Source organism: Acidovorax sp. sif1233 (assembly GCF_019218755.1).
Taxonomy (GTDB): Bacteria; Pseudomonadota; Gammaproteobacteria; order Burkholderiales; family Burkholderiaceae_C; genus Acidovorax.
In genome coordinates, this window is sequence record NZ_JAHUWZ010000004.1 from 499,775 (window position 1) to 517,587 (window position 17,813).

Genomic DNA, 17,813 nt, shown 5'->3' on the forward strand with positions numbered 1-17,813 from the left:
GCGCCCTGCCCCTCTTCTGGAACCCCCCTGTGTCCTACGCCTCAGAAACCCGGCGCCGCCGCACCTTTGCCATCATTTCCCACCCCGACGCCGGTAAGACGACGCTGACGGAAAAGCTGCTGCTGTTCTCGGGCGCGATCCAGATCGCCGGTGCCGTCAAGGGCCGCAAGGCCAGCCGCCATGCCACCTCGGACTGGATGGAGATCGAAAAGCAGCGCGGCATCTCGGTGGCCTCGTCGGTGATGCAGATGCTGTACCGCGAACACGTGATCAACCTGCTCGACACGCCCGGCCACAAGGACTTCTCGGAAGACACCTACCGCGTGCTCACCGCCGTCGATTCGGCGCTGATGGTGATCGACGCGGCCAACGGCGTGGAAGCGCAGACACGCCGCCTGATCGAGGTTTGCCGCCAGCGCGACACGCCCATCATCACCTTCGTGAACAAGATGGACCGCGAGGTGCGCGACCCGCTGGACATCATGGACGAGGTCGAGCGCGAACTGGGCATGCCCTGCTGCCCCATGACCTGGCCCGTGGGCCAGGGCAAGGCCTTCGGCGGCATCATCAACCTGCGCACCCAGACGATGACGGTGTTCGAGTCCGGCAGCGAGCGCCGCCCGCAGGACTTCGAGGCCATCCCGCTGTCCGACGAGGCCACGCTGCGTGCGCGCTTCGGCGCCGAGTTCGATGCGGCGCTGGAGAGCATGGAACTGGCCGTGGGCGCATCGCCCGCCTGGGACCACGAGGCCTTCCTGGCCGGCAAGCTCACGCCCGTGTTCTTCGGCTCGGGGGTGAACAACTTCGGGGTGATGGAAGTGCTCGACGCCCTGGTGGACATGGCCCCGCCGCCCGGCCCGCGCGTGAGCACGCTCGAGGTCAACAAGCAGCCCGTGGTCAAGACCATCCAGCCCGAGGACGAGGGCTTCGCCGGCGTGGTCTTCAAGGTGCAGGCCAACATGGACGCCAACCACCGCGACCGCATCGCCTTCGTGCGGGTGGCCTCGGGCAAGTACATGCCGGGCATGAAGCTCAAGGTGCAGCGCACCGCCAAGGAACTGCGCCCCACCAGCGTGGTGACCTTCATGAGCCAGCGCCGCGAGGCGGTGGAAGAAGCCTACGCGGGCGACATCATCGGCTTCACCACCCACGGCGGCGTGCAGCTCGGGGACACCATCACCGACGGCGCCAACCTGCAGTTCACCGGCCTGCCGTTCTTCGCGCCCGAGATGTTCATGACCGTGGTGCTCAAGAACCCCCTGCGCACCAAGCAGCTGCAGCAGGGCCTGGCCCAGCTGGGCGAGGAAGGCGCGATCCAGGTCTTCAAGCCCGACGCCGGCGGCAACATGCTGCTGGGCGCCGTGGGCCAGCTGCAGTTCGAGGTGGTGCAGCACCGCCTGAAGGCCGAGTACGACGCCGACGTGCGCCTGGAAGGCTGCCAGTACACGGGCGCCCGCTGGATCACGGCCGACAACGCGGCCGACCTGCGCGCCTTCACGGACGCCTACCCGCTGCGCCTGGCGCACGACGCGGCCGATACGCTGGCCTACCTGTGCACCAGCCCCTATGACGTGCGCCTGGCGCAGGAGCGGTTTCCCAAGATCCACTTCCACCCGCTGCGCGAGCATGCGGGCCTGGCCCTGCAGAAGGCGGGCTGAGCGGCGTTGCGGGGCGGCCTCAGGGCCGGTACTCCCACCCATGGGGATTGGTGTCCTTCTGCAAGCACAGCGCCAGCCCCAGCGCCGTGACCGACCCGCTGAAGCACACGAAGGTGGTCTGGTGGGTGCCCCACTCGCGCTGGCAGTGGTGCAGGAAGCCGGCCTTCAGGCGGCCCTGGCGGTGCTCTTCGGCCAGGGCCAGCACGGACGGGTTCCTGGCTTCGGCCTTGAACTCCACGACGAGGTCGCGCCACTCCGGGACCAGGCCATCGAGCTTGCCGGCCGCGCGCTGGCAGACGGCCGCTGAATCGCCGTGCGCCCGCGCCATGGCGGGGGCCGCAGCGCAGCACCCCGCCCACATGAAGAAGAAGATCAAGGCCCCACGCTGCACGACAACTATCTCCCGGACAATGGCGCTCTCTTGCGCAAGAGCCGCAGCATAACGACATACCGCATGCAAGCCCTGAACCTTTGGCCCCCGGAGGCCCGCCGCGACCTGGTGGGCGTTTTCACCGACATCGACGACACCCTGACCACCGAGGGCGCCATCACGCCCGACGCGCTGCAGGCGCTGGCCGACCTGAAGGCGGCGGGCCTCGTGGTCATCCCCATCACCGGCCGGCCGATCGGCTGGTGCGAGCCCTTCATGACCGCAGGCGCGGGCGCGGCCTGGCCCGTGGATGCGATGGTGGCGGAGAACGGTGCCGTGGCGTTTGCGCGGGGCCCGGGCTCCGGGCAGCCGCTGGCCAAGCGCTACCAGCAGGACGCCGCCACGCGCAGCGCCAACCAGGCGCGCATGCGCGAGATCGCGGCCCTGGTGGCGGCCGAAGTGCCCGGCGTGGACTTGAGCAGCGACAGCGCGGGGCGCGAGACGGACATCGCGTTCGACTACGCCGAGTTCGCCCGGCATACGCCCGACACCGTGCAGCGGGTGCTGGCCGTGCTGCAGCGCGTGGGCATGCAGACCACGGTGAGCAGCATCCACATCCACGGCTGCTTCGGTGATTTCAACAAGTGGCAGGGCGCGAACTGGATCGTGCGCGCGCTGTGGGGCCGGGACCTGGCGCAGGAGCTGGACCGCTGGGTGTTCGTGGGCGATTCGGGCAACGACCAGGCGATGTTCGAACACTTCACCCACAGCGTGGGCGTGGCCAACATCGCGCGCTTTGTGCCGCAGCTGCGGCACCTGCCACGCTATGTGACAAAGAGCGAACGCGGCGCGGGGTTTGCCGAGGTGGCGCGGGCCATCCTGTCGGGCCACGGGCGCGGCCAGGCGCCGAGCGCCCAGCGAGCCACCCCTGGGTTTGAATGAAAACACCCCCTGGCACTTGATAGGCAAGCGCCAATAGCTATATATTTTATAGCAAATTAACCGCCCGACCCCACGCGGGTGCGCGGGCAGGCGGCGCGCCAGGACATGTACCGAAGGCCGCGCCGCAAGGCGCCCGGGCGCCTTGCCGCGTCGGCATGCGCTGCTGCACGGCCAGGCGGCTCCGTGGCAACTTTGGCAGGCTTGGCAAGCGTCGCAGGCCTATTCGGCGGGCTGGGGCGGCTTGCCCGCCCCGCGCGGTTTGCGCGCGCGGGTTGCCGCTGCCTTGGCGGGCGCGGCCGCAGGGGCCGCCGCCTTGGACGATGGCGCGGCCGGGGCCCCGGCATCGGCCTGCGCTGCGGCGCCCGCCGCGCCGGCCTTGCGCCCGCCGCTGCTCTTGCGCGGGGTGGATGCCGGGCGGCGGCTGCGGGGCGCGGGTGCCGGCACAGGGGCATCGGGCAGCGCATCGCTCGCGGTCCCTTCCGCCGCCGGCGCCGCCACGGGCGCCTGCACGTGCACGCGCACGGGCTCCTCGTCCGCGAGGTCCTCGCCCTCCTGCGCCGTCTCATGGCCGGATTGCGCCTGGGCCGTCACGGGCGCCGGCAGCTGCTGGCGAAAGTAGCTGCCCACCGGGCGCTCCGGCAGCGCATCGTCGCGCGCGCCGGAAGCCGGCGGCTCGGCACGGGTTTCTGCCGGCAGGTCCTGGCGCGCATCCGGCGGCATCGCCCCGGCGCGCGCAGCGGCATCGCCCCGGCGCCCGCGCGAACGACCGCCACGCCCACCGCCCTCGCTGCCGCCAGCGGATGCCTCCGGCACCGACGCGACCGCATGGAAATCATGGCGGAAGTACCCCGCCCCGCCCTGCCGCTCGGCGGGCGCGTCGGCTCGGCCCACGGGCTCGGCCCCCGTGGCCGCGGAACCGTGGCCACGGAACACATACGCGCCCGATTTCTCGTCGCGCCCGAACTCCAGCAGCCCCCGCGCCTGCGCTTCTTCGAGCAGGTTGCCAAAGGTGCGAAAGCCGTAGTAGCCCTCGCTGAAATCGGGCTTGCGGCGCTTGATGGCTTCCTTGAGCACCGAGGCCCAGATCTTGCCGCTGTCGCCACGCTCGGAGGTCAGGGCCTCGAAGGTCTCCACCGCCAGCTCGACGCCCTGGGCGCGGCGCACCTCCTGGCTTTCCTTGCGATGGCGCTCTTCCTCGGGGGACCGGCGCGGTGCGGGTGCCGCGCCGGGGGGCTGGCGCCGGGCCAGCGCGCGCTGCTTCTCGCGCACGAGGTCGTCGTAGAAGATGAATTCGTCGCAGTTGGCGATCAGCAGGTCGGACGTGGACTGCTTCACGCCCACGCCGATGACCTGCTTGTTGTTCTCGCGCAGCTTGGACACCAGCGGCGAAAAGTCCGAGTCGCCGCTGATGATGACGAAGGTGTTGACGTGCGACTTGGTGTAGCACAGGTCCAGCGCGTCCACCACCAGGCGGATGTCGGCCGAGTTCTTGCCCGACTGGCGCACATGGGGGATCTCGATCAGCTCGAAATTCGCCTCGTGCATGGTCGCCTTGAAGCCCTTGTAGCGCTCCCAGTCGCAATAGGCCTTCTTGACCACGATGGAGCCCTTGAGGAGCAGGCGCTCCAGCACGGGCTTGATGTCGAACTTTTCGTACTGCGCATCGCGCACGCCCAGGGCGACGTTTTCAAAGTCGCAAAACAGGGCCATGCTGATGCTGTCGGAGGGGGATGCCATAAATGCTCGCGGTGTTCCGTTCAATGTTGGGACGGATCATCACACGGAACGTCATACGCCCCTCCAGAGGCCACGTCGCGGTACCGATGAATAGCTTGAGCGCGGACCTTCAGTGACAAAAGTTTGCCAGCGAAACGTCGTAACTGGCGCGTCCCAGGCCAGTGCCCCCGCGCAAGGGCCGCCAAGCCGCTTGCGGCGCTTCACTTCCGTGCGCTGGGGGCGTCCCCCTCCCGCCAGCGCAGCGAGAGAGGGGGAAGCGGCGCAGCCGCTCAGGGGGAGCTCACTTCAACTCGGCTTTGCCAGGCCCAGCTTTTCGACCAGCGCCTTCTCGCGCGTGAAGGTGTCCTGCGCGAATTTCTTGTACGCCGCCGTGCTCATGTACATGGGCACCATGTCGTAGCGGGCCAGGGCCGTGCGGTAGCTTTCCTGCTCCATGGCCTGCTTGAACGCGTCGTGCAGGCGCTTGACCACCGCATCGGGCGTGCCCTTGGGCGCGCCGATGCCAAAGGGCGAGTTCTGCACCAGGTTCAGCCCCAGCTCCTTGAGCGTGGGCGCATCGGGGAACTTGGCCAGGCGCTCGGCGCCCCAGGTGTTGAGCACGCGCAGCTTGCCGGCCTCGACCTGCGGCGCAAAGCCGGTGGAGTCGGCCGCCGCCATGATCTGCCCGCCCAGGATGGACTGCATGAGGTCGGCGCTGCCCTTGTAGGGCACGTGCAGCAGCTCGATGCCCAGCTGCTGCGCGATGAGCTCCATGGTCAGGTGCGGGCTGGTCATGGTGCCGGTGGATCCGTAGCTGAGCTTGCCGGGGTTGGCCTTGGCCCAGGCGACGAAGTGCGTCCAGGTCTTGAGCGGCGAGTCGGCGGGTACCACCAGGCCGAACGCATAGCCCGTGACGTTCAGCACGTAGCTGATGTCCTTGACCGGGTCCCAGTTGATCTTGGTGGTGTAGGGCAGGCGGAACACCCCGAGCGGGATCTGCGCCACCGTGTAGCCATCGGCAGCGGCCGATTGCAGCGCCTGCGCGGGCAGCGTGCCGCCGGCGCCCGGCTTGTTCTCCACGATCACGGGCTGGCCCAGGATCTTGCTGGCGTTGTCGGCCAGGGAGCGCATGGTGATGTCGGTGGGGCCGCCCGCCGGGAAGGCGATCACGAGCTTGATGGGCTTGTTGGGAAAGCTCTGGGCCTGAGCCAGGAATGCGGGGGCGGCGAGGCTGGCGGCTCCCCATTGGATGATCTGGCGGCGTTGCATGGCGGGCTCCTGAAAAGGCAAAACGAAGACCCCTTCATTGGACTGCAGCCACGGCGGCCAGGGCATGCGGAAACCCCCTAGCCGCTGTCGCCAACGCGGCACCCCTGGGCCGCGTTTCGCGCCTCGGTGCCACCGCCAGGGGCGGCGGCCGCCGCCGCTCGCCCGCGCCGCGCCGGTGGGGCGAGCATGGGCCGGAATGGGCTGTCCGCCAACCCCGGGGTTCAAGCCTTGTAGGTGGACAGCAGGATGCTGGTCTCGGTGTTGGCGATGCCGGGCGTGAGGCGGATGCGGCCCAGCGCCGCGTCGAACGCCTCCAGGCTCTCGGCGCGCACCTCGGCCACGATGTCCCAGCGGCCGTTGGTGGTGTGCAGCGTGCCCACCATGGGCTCGCCGCGCAGCGCGCGGATCACCTCGGGCGCGGCGTTGCCCTCCACCGCGATGCTCATCCACGCGCGGATGCGCTGCGGTTCGGAATCCGGCCGCAGGCGCACGGTGTAGCCCACGATCACGCCGCCCTCCTCCATCTTGTGCAGCCGGTTCTGCACCGTGCCGCGCGATACGCGCAGCTTCTGCGCGAGGGTGGCCACGGGGGTGCGCGCGTCGGCGCGCAGGATGCTGAGGATTTCCCGGTCGGTGTCGTCCAGCCTGTTCATAGTGGGCCTCATTGCTATCAGAGTGGCAGATTTTGCAGCATTTTGACCAGTTCTAAGGCTATTGGTTGGCGTGGGCTGCCAGCAAAATTCTCCCACCCCCTTCCTTGCACCCATCCACCGCCATGCCCACACCTGCTTCCGCCCAGGCCCCCCGCGCCGTCGTGATGGTGCGCCCGCACCACTTTCACCCCAACCCGGAAACCGCGCACGACAACGCCTTCCAAACCCGGCCGTGGAACGCCACCGCGGCAGAGACGGCGCTCCAAGCCCATGCCGAAGTCACGCAGGCCGCCGCGCGGCTCGAAGCCGCGGGCGTGCGCGTGCACCTGTTCGAGGACCGGGGCGAGCGCCACGCGCCGGACGCCGTGTTTCCCAACAACTGGTTCTCCACCCACGCGGGCGGGCACGTGGCCGTGTACCCGATGTACGCCGCGAGCCGCCGGCGCGAGCGCCGCAGCGACGTGCTGGACCTGCTCAAGGCCGAGTACCGCGTGCAGGACGTGATCGACTACTCGGGCCTCGAGGCCGACGGCATGTTCCTCGAAGGCACGGGCGCCATGGTGCTCGACCACATCTCCCGGGTCGCCTACACCGCGCAGTCGAACCGCGCCGACCCCGTGGCCCTGGAGCGCTTTTGCACCCACTTCAACTACGAGCCCATGGTGTTCGCCACCGCCGACGCGCGGGGCCAGCCCTGCTACCACACCAACGTGATGCTCTGCGTGGGCACCGATTTCGCGCTGGGCGGGTTCCACATGATCACCGACCCGGCGCGGCGCGAGGCCGTGCGCGAGCGCCTGCGCGAAACCGGGCGCGAGGTGATCGAACTGAGCGCGGCGCAGATCGCCGACTTCGCAGGCAACGCGCTGGAACTCACGGGCGCCCAGGGCCGCGTGCTGGCCCTGTCGTCGCGCGCGGCGGCCAGCCTGGCGCCCGCGCAAAAGGCCGTGATCGAGCGCAGCGCCCGCCTGCTGCCGCTGGCCGTGCCCACCATCGAACTGGCCGGGGGCTCGGTGCGCTGCATGCTGGCGGGCATCCATCTGGCGCGGCGCCATGCCCCCGCACCCACGGGCATTCACATCGAAATGGCCACCAGCGCCGGATGAACAAGCGCGGCGCGCTATATATTCAATAGCAAACTCAATCCCGGGAAGGCGGCGGCAACGCCTGCGTGTGCAGCCGCGCATCGCACCCCACGCCCGAGGCGATCCAGCGCCGCGCCAGCGCCGACAGCGCGCGCACGGCCCAGGGGTGGGCCAGGCCGGTCACGCCGCCGGGGTCGGCCACCATGCCGCACCAGTAGCGCTGGTCGGCATCGCTCCAGCGCAGGGCCGTGCACGGCCCCGTGCGGCGCCGCGACACCAGCATGCCCAGCGGGCAGGGCTCCGCCAGGCAGCACAGCCCGCAGCCATTGCAGGGCGCGCCTTCCGGGGGCTTGGGCGGTGCCTGGGTGTGCAGCCACACCACGGCGTGCGGACCAGGGGATTGTGCGGGCATGGAGAAAGCGGATCGAATGGACCGCGCGCAGCGGCCTCGGGCCGCAGCGCTCAGGCCTGCATTGTGGCGCCATGCACGCATGGGCGCGTGGCGCGCCCGCAGGCCGGCCGCAGGGGCATGCACGCAAAAAAGCCCCGCGCGGCCGGGGCCACGGGGGCTGAACCGGTCGAGAGGACCGGGAGAGGGAGACAAACAAGGGGGAGCGAGCTGCCCCGAAATCAGCAAGGGCGCATCAGCATCCCAGCGGGCGGTTCGGGCGCATGGGGACGATGCCCGAAACCCGCAGCGTGGCGTTGGAGCCGTCGGTGGCGGTGAGCGTCTTGCCGGTGAAGCGCACCTGGTTGCTCTCGCGCACCACGGCCGTGTCGGTGGGCTCGCCGCTCGCGTATTCCTTGCCATCGAAGGTCAGGAACACCTGGTGCAGGCCGGTGGCGTCGGGGCGGTAGCGGATGTCGCCAAAGGCCGTGGCCGACGATCCCACCTTGTTGGCACCGTCGAAGCGGAAGGCGCACAGCTCGGGCACGGAACCGACAGGGTTTTCCTTGTCCACGTCCGTGAGGTTCAGCGTGCCGTTGCCATACACGCCGTTGAGGCCGTCCAGGGTGGCGCTGCTCACGGTGAGCACGCCGGGCTCATTGCTGGGCGTCGGATCGTCGTCATTGCCGCCGCCGCAGGCGACCAGCAGAACGGAGGTGGCTGCAAGGGCAGCGCAGGTCTTGAGCAGTGATTTCATGGTGATGGGTCCGTAGGAGTTGGTGGAGATGTGCGGGGCCGCTGCGCCTGGCGCCAACCCCTGCACTGAATCCTAGAAACCTCACCCCGCGCCGCGCGTGCGCCATGTTCCGCGCCGTGCGTAGGACATGGGCCGACAGTGGCGTGCGCCACCGCCGGGCCCTCCGGTCACCGCGCCAGCACCGCCGCCAGCGCCTTGCCGGTGTGCGTGCCCAGCCGCACCACCTCTTCCGGCACGGTGGCCGCCACGATGCGGCCGCCCTCCCTGCCCCCTTCCGGGCCGAGGTCGATGATCCAGTCGGCCTCGGCGATCACGTCGAGGTCGTGCTCGATCACCACCACGCTGTGGCCGCCGTCGACCAGGCGGTGCAGCACGCGGATGAGCTTGTCCACGTCGGCCATGTGCAGGCCCACCGTGGGCTCGTCCAGAACGTAGAGCGTGTGCGGCACCTTCTGGCCCCGGCGGCCCACCTCGTCGCGCACCTTCGTCAGCTCGGTCACGAGCTTGATGCGCTGCGCCTCGCCGCCCGAGAGCGTGGGCGAGGGCTGGCCCAGCGTGAGGTAGCCCAGGCCCACGTCCTTCAGGAGCTGCAGCGGGTGCGCGATGGAGGGCATGCTGGCGAAGAACTCCACCGCCTCGTCCACCTCCATCTGCAGCACGTCGCCGATGCTCTTGCCGCGCCAGGTCACGGCCAGCGTCTCGGGGTTGAAGCGCGCGCCGTGGCAGGTCTCGCAGGGCACCTTCACGTCGGGCAGGAAACTCATCTCGATGGTGCGCACGCCCGCGCCCTCGCAGCTCGCGCAGCGGCCCTCGCCGGTGTTGAAGGAAAAGCGCCCGGCCGCGTAGCCGCGCGCCTTGGCCTCCAGCGTTTCGGCGAACAGCTTGCGGATGGTGTCCCAGAAGCCGATGTAGGTGGCCGGGCAGCTGCGCGGCGTCTTGCCGATGGGGGTCTGGTCCACTTCGAGCACGCGGTCGATGCTCTCGAAGCCCGACAGGCCCGTGCAGCCCACCAGGGGCGGCGCCTTGCCCGCGTCCATCGCGTCGCGCCCGGCCTTGGTGGCGCGCTGCTGCACCCAGGCCTGTACGTTGGCCAGCAGCACGTCGCGCGCCAGCGTGGACTTGCCCGAGCCGCTCACGCCCGTGACGGCCACCAGGCGGTGCAGCGGCACGGTGGCCGTCACGTCCTGCAGGTTGTGCAGGTGCGCGCCGTGCACGGTAAGCCAGCGGATCGCGGCGCGCGCCTTGGCATCGGCCAGCGCATCGGCCGTGAGCGCCGCCGCCGCCGCGGCCCGCTTCTTGACCGCGGCGCTCTGCCGGCCCTTGGGCACGTCGGCGGGTTCGCCCAGCGCGAGGGCCTCGGCGCTCAGCTCGCTCGGCAGCATGCTGCGGCGCAGCTGCAGCGGGTGTTTCATGGCGTGCAGCAGGTAGCGGCCGGTCTGGGATTCGGGCGCGCCGGTGATGTCGTCCACGCTGCCCTGCGCCACCAGCCGCCCGCCGCGCTTGCCCGCGCTCGGGCCGATGTCGATGATGTGGTCCGCGCGGCGGATGGTGTCCTCGTCGTGCTCCACCACCACCAGGGTGTTGCCCTTGTCGCCCAGCTTGTGCAGGGCGTTGAGCAGGATCTGGTTGTCGCGCGCATGCAGGCCGATGGTGGGCTCGTCGAGCACGTAGCACACGCCCTGCAGGTTGCTGCCCAGCTGCGCGGCCAGGCGGATGCGCTGCGCCTCGCCGCCGCTGAGCGTGGGCGCGCCCCGGTCGAGCGTGAGGTAGGACAGGCCCACTTCCTCCAGGAATTCGAGCCGGCTCTGGATCTCGGGCACGAGGTCGCGGGCGATGTCGGCCTCGCGCCGGCTCATGCCGCCTTCGATCTGCAGGGTCTCGATCCAGCGGCGCACGTCCGTCACCGACAGCGCGGCGATGTCGGTGATGCCGATGCCCGCGAACCGCACCGCGCGCGCCGTGGCGTTCAGGCGCGTGCCCTGGCAGCTGGGGCAGGCGGTGTCGGCCAGGTCTTCCACCTCGGGCTCGGCGAAGGTCTGCTCGCGGCCCTTTTCCTTGTCGTCCTGCACCGAGTCGTCGAACACCTTGCGCTGGTCGCGGGTGAGCTTGACGCCCGTGCCCACGCAATCGGGGCACCAGCCGTGCTTGCTGTTGTAACTGAACAGGCGCGGGTCCAGCTCGGCATAGCTGGTGGCGCACACGGGGCAGGCGCGCTTGGTGGAAAAGGCCTGCAGCTGGCCGATGCCCGCCGTGGGCTGGCCGCTTTCCATGGCGGCGCGCAGGTCGCCGATGCTGCTGAGCACGTGCACCACGCCCTTGCCGTGCGTGAGGGCCTCGGCCAGCGAGGCGCGCAGCAGCGCCTCGTTCCCTGCGGACACCTCGACGCTGGCCACGGGCAGTTCGATGGTGTGCTCCTTGAAGCGGTCGATGCGCGGGAAATGGGTGGTGGGCAGGAAATTGCCGTCCACCCGCAAATGCGTGTAGCCGCGCGGCCGCGCCCAGTCCGCCAGTTCGGTGTACACGCCCTTGCGGTTCATCACCAGCGGCGCGAGCAGCCCGATGTGCTGGCCCCGGAACTGCGTGAGCAGCTGGGCGGCGATGCTCTCGGGCGTCTGCGGCTGCACGGCCGCGCCGTCCTTCACGCAGTGCTGGGTGCCGAGCTTGACGTACAGCAGGCGCAGGAAGTGCCACACCTCGGTGGTGGTGCCCACCGTGGACTTGCGCCCGCCGCGCGACAGGCGCTGCTCGATGGCCACGGTGGGCGGTATGCCGTACACCGCATCCACCTCGGGCCGGCCGGCCGGCTGCACGATGGACCGCGCATAGGCGTTGAGCGATTCGAGGTAGCGCCGCTGCCCCTCGTTGAACAGGATGTCGAACGCGAGCGTGGACTTGCCCGAGCCGCTCACGCCCGTGACCACGTTGAATTGGCCGCGCGGGATGTTCACGCTCAGGTTCTTGAGGTTGTGCTCCTTGGCGTTGACGATTTCAATGGCGTTTTTGGCCGCTGGCGCTTTATCCATGAGCGCAGAGCGCTCCTGTTTTCGTAGCGCCGCGGCTTTTTCGTGCACCGAGTGGCCGCCGATGCCCAGCGTGAGTTCGTAGTCGCGCAGCGCCAGGCCCGTGTGCGAGGTGGCGTGCTGGCGCACGTCCTCGGGCGTGCCCTCGGCCACGACGAGGCCGCCCGCGTCGCCGCCCTCGGGGCCCAGGTCGATGAGCCAGTCGCTCGCGCGGATCACGTCCAGGTTGTGCTCGATGACGATGAGCGAGTGCCCCGCGTCGATGAGCTTGCGCAGCGCGCGCATGAGCTTGGCGATGTCGTCGAAGTGCAGGCCCGTGGTGGGCTCGTCGAACAGGAACAAGGTGCCCTTGCGCGCTATCGTCTGGCGCGACTTGCTTTGCACGCGGGCCGCTTCCGCCAGAAAGCCCGCCAGCTTCAGGCGCTGCGCCTCGCCGCCGCTGAGCGTGGGCACGGGCTGGCCCAGCGCCACGTATTCGAGCCCCACGTCCACGATGGGCTGCAGCGCGCGGATCACGTCGCGGTCGGCGGCGAACAGCGCGGCGGCCTCGGCCACCGTGAGGGCCAGCACGTCGGCCACGTTCAGGGCCCTGCCGCCCCGCTCGATGGTGATCTCCAGGATCTCGGGCCGGTAGCGCTTGCCGTCGCAATCGGGGCAGCGCAGGTACACGTCCGACAAAAACTGCATCTCCACATGCTCGAAGCCCGAGCCGCCGCAGGTCGGGCAGCGCCCGTCGCCGCTATTGAAGCTGAACTTGCTGGCGGTGTAGCTGCGCTGCCTGGACAGCGGCGCCACGGCGTACAGCTCGCGGATGCTGTCCCAGGCGCCCACGTAGCTCACGGGGTTGGAGCGGGCCGTCTTGCCGATGGGCGACTGGTCCACGAACACCACGTCCGAGAGGTGGTCCGCGCCCAGCATGCGGTCGTGCGCGCCCGGCGTGTCGGTGGCCTTGCCGAAGTGGCGCAGCAGCGCGGGGGCCAGCACGTCCTGGATCAGGCTCGACTTGCCCGAACCGCTCACGCCGGTGACGGTGACCAGGCGCTGCAGCGGGAACTCGACCGACACGTTCTGCAGGTTGTGCTCGCGCGCGCCTTCCAGGATGAGGCGCGGCGTGGACTCGGTCACCATGCGCTTGAAGCCGAAGCCCACGTGCTTGCGCCCGCCCAGGTAGGCGCCGGTGAGCGTGTCGGCATGGCGCAGGTCGGCCGTGGTGCCATCGAACACGATCTGCCCGCCCAGGCGGCCGGGGCCGGGGCCCATGTCGATCATGCGGTCGGCCGCGAGCATCACGGCCGGGTCGTGCTCGACCACCACCAGGGTGTTGCCCGCGTCGCGCAGGCGCAGCATGGCCTCGGTGATGCGGTGCATATCGCGCGGGTGCAGGCCGATGCTGGGCTCGTCCAGCACGAACAGCGTGTTGACCAGGCTGGTGCCCAATGCGGTCGTCAGGTTGATGCGCTGCACCTCGCCGCCGCTGAGCGTGCGGCTTTGGCGGTCCAGCGTGAGGTAGCCGATGCCCACGTCGCACAGGTACTTCAGGCGCGTGGTGATTTCTTCATGCAGGAGTTTCAGCGCCTGCGCATCGCCACCGGCCGCGGCGTCGCCCACAGGCAGCTCCATGCGGTCGAAGAAGCGGCGCAGCCGGTCGATGGGCAGCAGCATCAGGTCGTGCAGGCACAGGCCGGGCAGGGCTTCGAGCTGCTCGCGCGACCACAACACGCCCTCGGGCATGAAGCGGCGGGCAGGATCGACCGCGGCGTCCGCATCCTCCTTGCTGCCCACGCGCCAGAGCAGGCTCTCGGTCTTGAGGCGCGCGCCCGCGCAGGTGGGGCACGGCGTGTAGCTGCGGTACTTGGACAGCAGCACGCGGATGTGCATCTTGTAGGCCTTGCTCTCCAGGTACTCGAAGAAGCGCTTGATGCCGTACCACTGCTTGCTCCACTGCCCGTCCTTGTAGCCCGGCGTGCCGCCGATGACCCATTTCTTCTGGTCGTCGGTGAGCTTGTACCAGGGAGTGTCGCGCGGGATGCCGGCCGCCTCGGCATGGCGCATGAGGTCGTCCTGCGCTTCCTTCCAGGCGGGGGTCTGGATGGTCTTGATCGCGCCCGCGCGCAGCGTGAGCCTGTCGTTGGGGATCACGAGGCCGTAGTCCACGCCGATCACGCGGCCGAAGCCCCGGCAGCTCTCGCAGGCGCCCACGGCGGAGTTGAACGAGAACATCGAGGGAATGGGGTCGCTGTAGCGCAGGTCGCTGTCGGGGCAGTGCAGGCCGGTCGAGAAGCGCCACAGCTCGGGCTCGCCCTCGTCCACGAGGCGGTACACGTTCAGGCGCCCCGTGCCGCGCTTGAGCGCGACCTCGATGGCCTCGACCACGCGCGCCTTCTCGGCGTGGCCCAGGCGGAACCGGTCGGCCACCACATCGAGCACCTTGCGCGGGCCCGTGGACGTGGCCACCTCGCGCTCGGCCTGCACCTTGGTGAAGCCGCTGGCGGACAGCCACTGCTCGACCTGCTCGGCCGACGTGCCGCCCGGCAGCTCCACGGGGAATGTCAGCACGATGCGGGGGTCGCCGGCCTCGGCGCCGCGGCGCTGCAGCTCGGCGTAGATGGTCTCGGGCGAGTCGTGGCGCACCGGCTGGGCGGTCTGCTTGTCGAACAGCTGTCCGGCGCGCGCGAACAGGAGCTTCAGGTGGTCGTTGAGCTCCGTCATCGTGCCCACAGTGGAGCGGCTGGAGCGCACGGGGTTGGTCTGGTCGATGGCGATGGCGGGCGGCACGCCCTCGACCTTGTCCACCGCCGGCTTGTCCATGCGGTCGAGGAACTGGCGCGCGTAGGCGCTGAAGGTCTCCACGTAGCGGCGCTGGCCCTCGGCGTACAGCGTGTCGAACACCAGGCTGGACTTGCCCGAGCCGCTGGGGCCGGTGACCACGGTGAGCTCCCCCGTGCGGATGTCCAGATCCAGGTTCTTGAGGTTGTGCTGGCGTGCGCCGCGGATACGGATCAGTCCCTGGGTCATGGAGGCAGTCTTTTTCGAGGGTGAGGCGGGACATTCTAGGCACCGCCACGGACCCCGTCCGGCCATGCCGCAATAGCCCCTGATCGCACATCTGCTGACAAGTCCTGTCACACCTTCGGGTTATGCCGATTCGCAAACCGAGGACATTTGTCTAGAGTGGCCGGACAATTCAAAGGAGACGACCATGCACACATGGACACAATGGGGAGCCGCGACCGCCCTGGCCGCCGCGCTGTGCGGCACCGGCCATGCCCAGATCCTGATCGGCCAGACCGCGGGCTTCTCCGGGCAGGTGGCGGCGGGCGTGAAGGAGACCACCGATGGCGCCCTGCTGCACATCGAGGCCGTCAATGCCAAGGGCGGTGTCCACGGCCAGAAGATCGAGCTGACCTCGCTGGACGACAAGTTCGACCCCAAGCTGGCCGCCGCGAACGCGCGCAAGCTGATCGAGGAGAACAACGTGTCCGCGCTGTTCCTCACGCGCGGCACGCCCCACACCGAAGCCATCATCCCCCTGCTGGAGAAGCATGGCGTGGCGCTGGTGGGCCCGTCCACGGGCGCGATGGTGCTGCACCAGCCGGTGCGCAAGTACATCTTCAACGTGCGCGCCACCTACCAGCGCGAGGCGGAAAAGGCCATGACCCACCTGGCCTCCATGGGCATTTCGCGCATCGCCGTGGTGTACGCGGACGACAGCTTTGGCGCCGACGGCGTGGCCGGCGCCCAGAAGGGCCTGGCGGCCGCCAAGCTCACGCCCGTGGTGCTGGAAAAGTTCGACCGCGCCAAGCCCGATTTCGCGCCCATCGCGGCCAAGGTGGCCAAGGCCGATACCCAGGCCGTGCTGATGATCGCCTCGGGTTCAGCCGTGGTGGACGCAGGCAACGCGCTGCGCGGCGCGGGCTCGGCCGCGCAGATCGTGACGCTGTCCAACAACGCCTCGGGCGGCTTCATCAAGAGCCTGGGGAACAACGCGCGCGGCGTGATCGTGACGCAGGTGTATCCCAATGAGCGCGCGGTGACCTATGCCATGGTGAAGGAGGCCCAGGAACTCGCGCGGGCCAAGGGCCTCACCGAGATCACGCCCGCCATGCTGGAGGGTTTTGCCGCGGCCAAGGTGCTGGTGGAAGGGCTCAGGCGCGCCGGCCCCAAGCCCAGCCGCGAAAAGATCCATGCGGCGCTCGAGAGCATCCGGAAGCTGGACCTGGGCGGCCTGGAGGTCTCCTATGGCCCGGACGACCACACGGGCCTGGACTTCGCGGACTTGTCCATCATCGGCACCGACGGCAAGTTCCGCCGCTGAAGTGTTGCGAAATACCCGCAAACCCGGGAAGAAATTGTTGACAAATCAGTGAAAACACCCCCTGGCCGCTACGCACTTCTACGGATGCCCTGCGGTGCCCAGTCCCTAAACTCGGGCACCTCAATGAAGAGAGGAGCACCATGACAGTCCCTGGCACCCTTGCGAAATGCGCCGCCGCGCTGCTCACCCTGGCGCTCGGCGCGGCCCAGGTCCACGCGCAGATCCTCATCGGCCAGACGGTGGGCATCACCGGCTCCGCCGCCGCCACGGTGGCCGAATCCATGCGGGGTGCCGCCCTCTACCTCGACCACGTCAACAGCAAGGGCGGCGTGGGCGGCCAGAAGGTGGAGGTCGTGTCGATGGACGACAAGTTCGACCCCAAGCTGACGCTGGAGAACACCCGCGCCCTCATCGAGGAGAAAGGCGTGATCGGGCTGTTCATGACGCGCGGCACGCCCCACACCCAGGGGATCATTCCGCTGCTGGAACAGCATGCCGTGCCGCTGGTGGGGCCCTCCACGGGCGCCATCGCGCTGCACCAGCCGGTGAACAAGTACATCTTCAACGTGCGCGCCCCCTACCAGCGCGAAGTGGAAAAGGCCATCACCCACCTCAACACCCTGGGCATCAAGCGCATCGGCGTGGTGCATGTGGACGACACCTTTGGCGCCGACGGCCTGGCGGGCGCGCAGTCCGGGTTCAAGGCCAACCAGCTGGAAGCCCTCTTCGTCGAGAAGTTCGACCGCGCCAAGCCCGACTACAGCGCCATCGCCCCGCGCGTGGCACAGAAGGAGCCCCAGGCCATCATCTTCATCGGCACGGGCGCGGCCGTGGTGGACGGCATCAAGGCGCTGCGCGCCGCCGGCGCGACCGGGCAGATCGTGACGCTGTCCAACAATGCCTCGGGCGGCTTCGTCAAGGCGCTGGGCGAACAGGCCCGGGGCGTGGTGGTCACGCAGGTGTTCCCGTCGGAGCGGTCCTTGAACTACGCGGTGATCAAGGAGGCCATGGACCTGGTGCGCGCCAGGAACCTGGGCGAGCTGACCCCCGCCATGGTGGAAGGCTTCGTGAGCGCCAAGGTGCTCGTGGAAGGCTTGAAGCGCGCGGGCGCCAAGCCGGACCGCGCCAGGCTGCAGGCCGGGCTGGAGAGCATCCGGAAATGGGACCTGGGCGGGCTGGAACTGAGCTACAGCGCCACGGACCACAGCGGGCTGGATTTCTCCGACCTGTCCATCATCGGAAGCGACGGCCGCTTCAAGCGCTGAGCAAGGCCCCCGCAAAAGAAAAAAGCCCGAAGCCAGTGGCTTCGGGCTTTTTCATGGAGGCCCGCAGGGCCCCGGGGCACGCACCCCGCGTCCCGGGGCCGCCATGGACTCAGCGCATCACTGCGCGCTGGCGGCCGAAGCCGGCGCCGACGCGGGCGCAGCCGCCGCCGGCGCGCTGGCCGCAGGCTCGGGCGCATGCACGGCATCGGCGCCGTGCTTCTCGCCGCCCATGTCGGCCTTGTCGCCCGCCTTGATGATCACGTACATCGACAACGCGGCGAACAGGACGAAACCAACAACAATCTTCCACATATCAATATCTCCTTGGATGGGTTTGTTCAATCAAGGGGCCTGGAGCGCGGCGTTGTAGGTTGT

13 protein-coding genes are annotated in these 17,813 nt (G+C 69.3%); 5 read left to right on the forward strand and 8 right to left on the reverse strand.

The features are described 5' to 3' along the window. Positions 1 to 29: 29 nt before the first annotated feature. Positions 30 to 1,658, forward strand: coding sequence for a peptide chain release factor 3 (locus KW843_RS16635; protein WP_218296249.1), 1,629 nt, complete (start codon positions 30 to 32; stop codon positions 1,656 to 1,658). A gap of 19 nt (positions 1,659 to 1,677) precedes the next feature. Here the strand turns inward: KW843_RS16635 and KW843_RS16640 are convergent, their stop codons facing one another. Beyond that, complete coding sequence (locus tag KW843_RS16640; RefSeq protein WP_218296250.1) at positions 1,678 to 2,034, reverse strand: hypothetical protein; 357 nt, start codon at positions 2,032 to 2,034, stop codon at positions 1,678 to 1,680. Between the two features lie 78 nt (positions 2,035 to 2,112). Here KW843_RS16640 and KW843_RS16645 point away from each other — a divergent pair, with 78 nt between their 5' ends. Continuing rightward, positions 2,113 to 2,970 (forward strand): HAD family hydrolase, encoded by an 858-nt coding sequence (locus KW843_RS16645; protein WP_218296251.1) that lies wholly within the window; start codon positions 2,113 to 2,115, stop codon positions 2,968 to 2,970. Positions 2,971 to 3,189: 219 nt separating this feature from the next. On the opposite strand, the gene KW843_RS16650 is transcribed toward KW843_RS16645, so the two are convergent. The 3 genes from KW843_RS16650 to KW843_RS16660 form a co-directional block, all read right to left on the reverse strand. Then, a complete protein-coding gene (locus tag KW843_RS16650) occupies positions 3,190 to 4,707 on the reverse strand; it encodes an NYN domain-containing protein (RefSeq protein ID WP_218296252.1) in 1,518 nt (505 codons plus the stop codon). Between the two features lie 285 nt (positions 4,708 to 4,992). Beyond that, positions 4,993 to 5,955 (reverse strand): tripartite tricarboxylate transporter substrate binding protein, encoded by a 963-nt coding sequence (locus KW843_RS16655; RefSeq protein ID WP_218296253.1) that lies wholly within the window; start codon positions 5,953 to 5,955, stop codon positions 4,993 to 4,995. Positions 5,956 to 6,176: 221 nt separating this feature from the next. Beyond that, on the reverse strand, positions 6,177 to 6,608 hold the full coding sequence (locus KW843_RS16660) for an Lrp/AsnC family transcriptional regulator (protein ID WP_218296254.1): 432 nt from the start codon (positions 6,606 to 6,608) through the stop codon (positions 6,177 to 6,179). Between the two features lie 122 nt (positions 6,609 to 6,730). On the opposite strand from KW843_RS16660, the gene ctlX reads away from it, so the two are divergent. Beyond that, on the forward strand, positions 6,731 to 7,714 hold the full coding sequence (gene ctlX, locus KW843_RS16665) for a citrulline utilization hydrolase CtlX (protein ID WP_218296255.1): 984 nt from the start codon (positions 6,731 to 6,733) through the stop codon (positions 7,712 to 7,714). A 34-nt stretch (positions 7,715 to 7,748) separates the two neighbouring features. On the opposite strand, the gene KW843_RS16670 is transcribed toward ctlX, so the two are convergent. The 3 genes from KW843_RS16670 to uvrA all read right to left on the reverse strand — a co-directional run bounded on the left by KW843_RS16670 (position 7,749) and on the right by uvrA (position 14,873). Beyond that, the gene (locus KW843_RS16670; RefSeq protein WP_218296256.1) at positions 7,749 to 8,105 is read right to left on the reverse strand and encodes a hypothetical protein; all 357 of its coding nucleotides are present in this window, start codon (positions 8,103 to 8,105) and stop codon (positions 7,749 to 7,751) included. Positions 8,106 to 8,337: 232 nt separating this feature from the next. Further along, positions 8,338 to 8,838 (reverse strand): hypothetical protein, encoded by a 501-nt coding sequence (locus KW843_RS16675; RefSeq protein ID WP_218296257.1) that lies wholly within the window; start codon positions 8,836 to 8,838, stop codon positions 8,338 to 8,340. Between the two features lie 167 nt (positions 8,839 to 9,005). Then, positions 9,006 to 14,873 carry an excinuclease ABC subunit UvrA gene (gene uvrA / locus KW843_RS16680; protein ID WP_218296258.1) on the reverse strand — a complete coding sequence of 1,956 codons (5,868 nt, stop codon included), beginning with the start codon at positions 14,871 to 14,873 and terminating at the stop codon, positions 9,006 to 9,008. A 184-nt stretch (positions 14,874 to 15,057) separates the two neighbouring features. Here uvrA and KW843_RS16685 point away from each other — a divergent pair, with 184 nt between their 5' ends. Continuing rightward, the gene (locus KW843_RS16685) at positions 15,058 to 16,173 is read left to right on the forward strand and encodes an ABC transporter substrate-binding protein (protein WP_218296259.1); all 1,116 of its coding nucleotides are present in this window, start codon (positions 15,058 to 15,060) and stop codon (positions 16,171 to 16,173) included. 140 nt (positions 16,174 to 16,313) lie between these two features. Beyond that, positions 16,314 to 17,438, forward strand: coding sequence for an ABC transporter substrate-binding protein (locus tag KW843_RS16690; protein WP_218296260.1), 1,125 nt, complete (start codon positions 16,314 to 16,316; stop codon positions 17,436 to 17,438). A 117-nt stretch (positions 17,439 to 17,555) separates the two neighbouring features. Here KW843_RS16690 and KW843_RS16695 read toward each other — a convergent pair whose 3' ends face one another. Beyond that, on the reverse strand, positions 17,556 to 17,750 hold the full coding sequence (locus KW843_RS16695; RefSeq protein WP_218296261.1) for a hypothetical protein: 195 nt from the start codon (positions 17,748 to 17,750) through the stop codon (positions 17,556 to 17,558). Positions 17,751 to 17,813 lie beyond the last annotated feature (63 nt).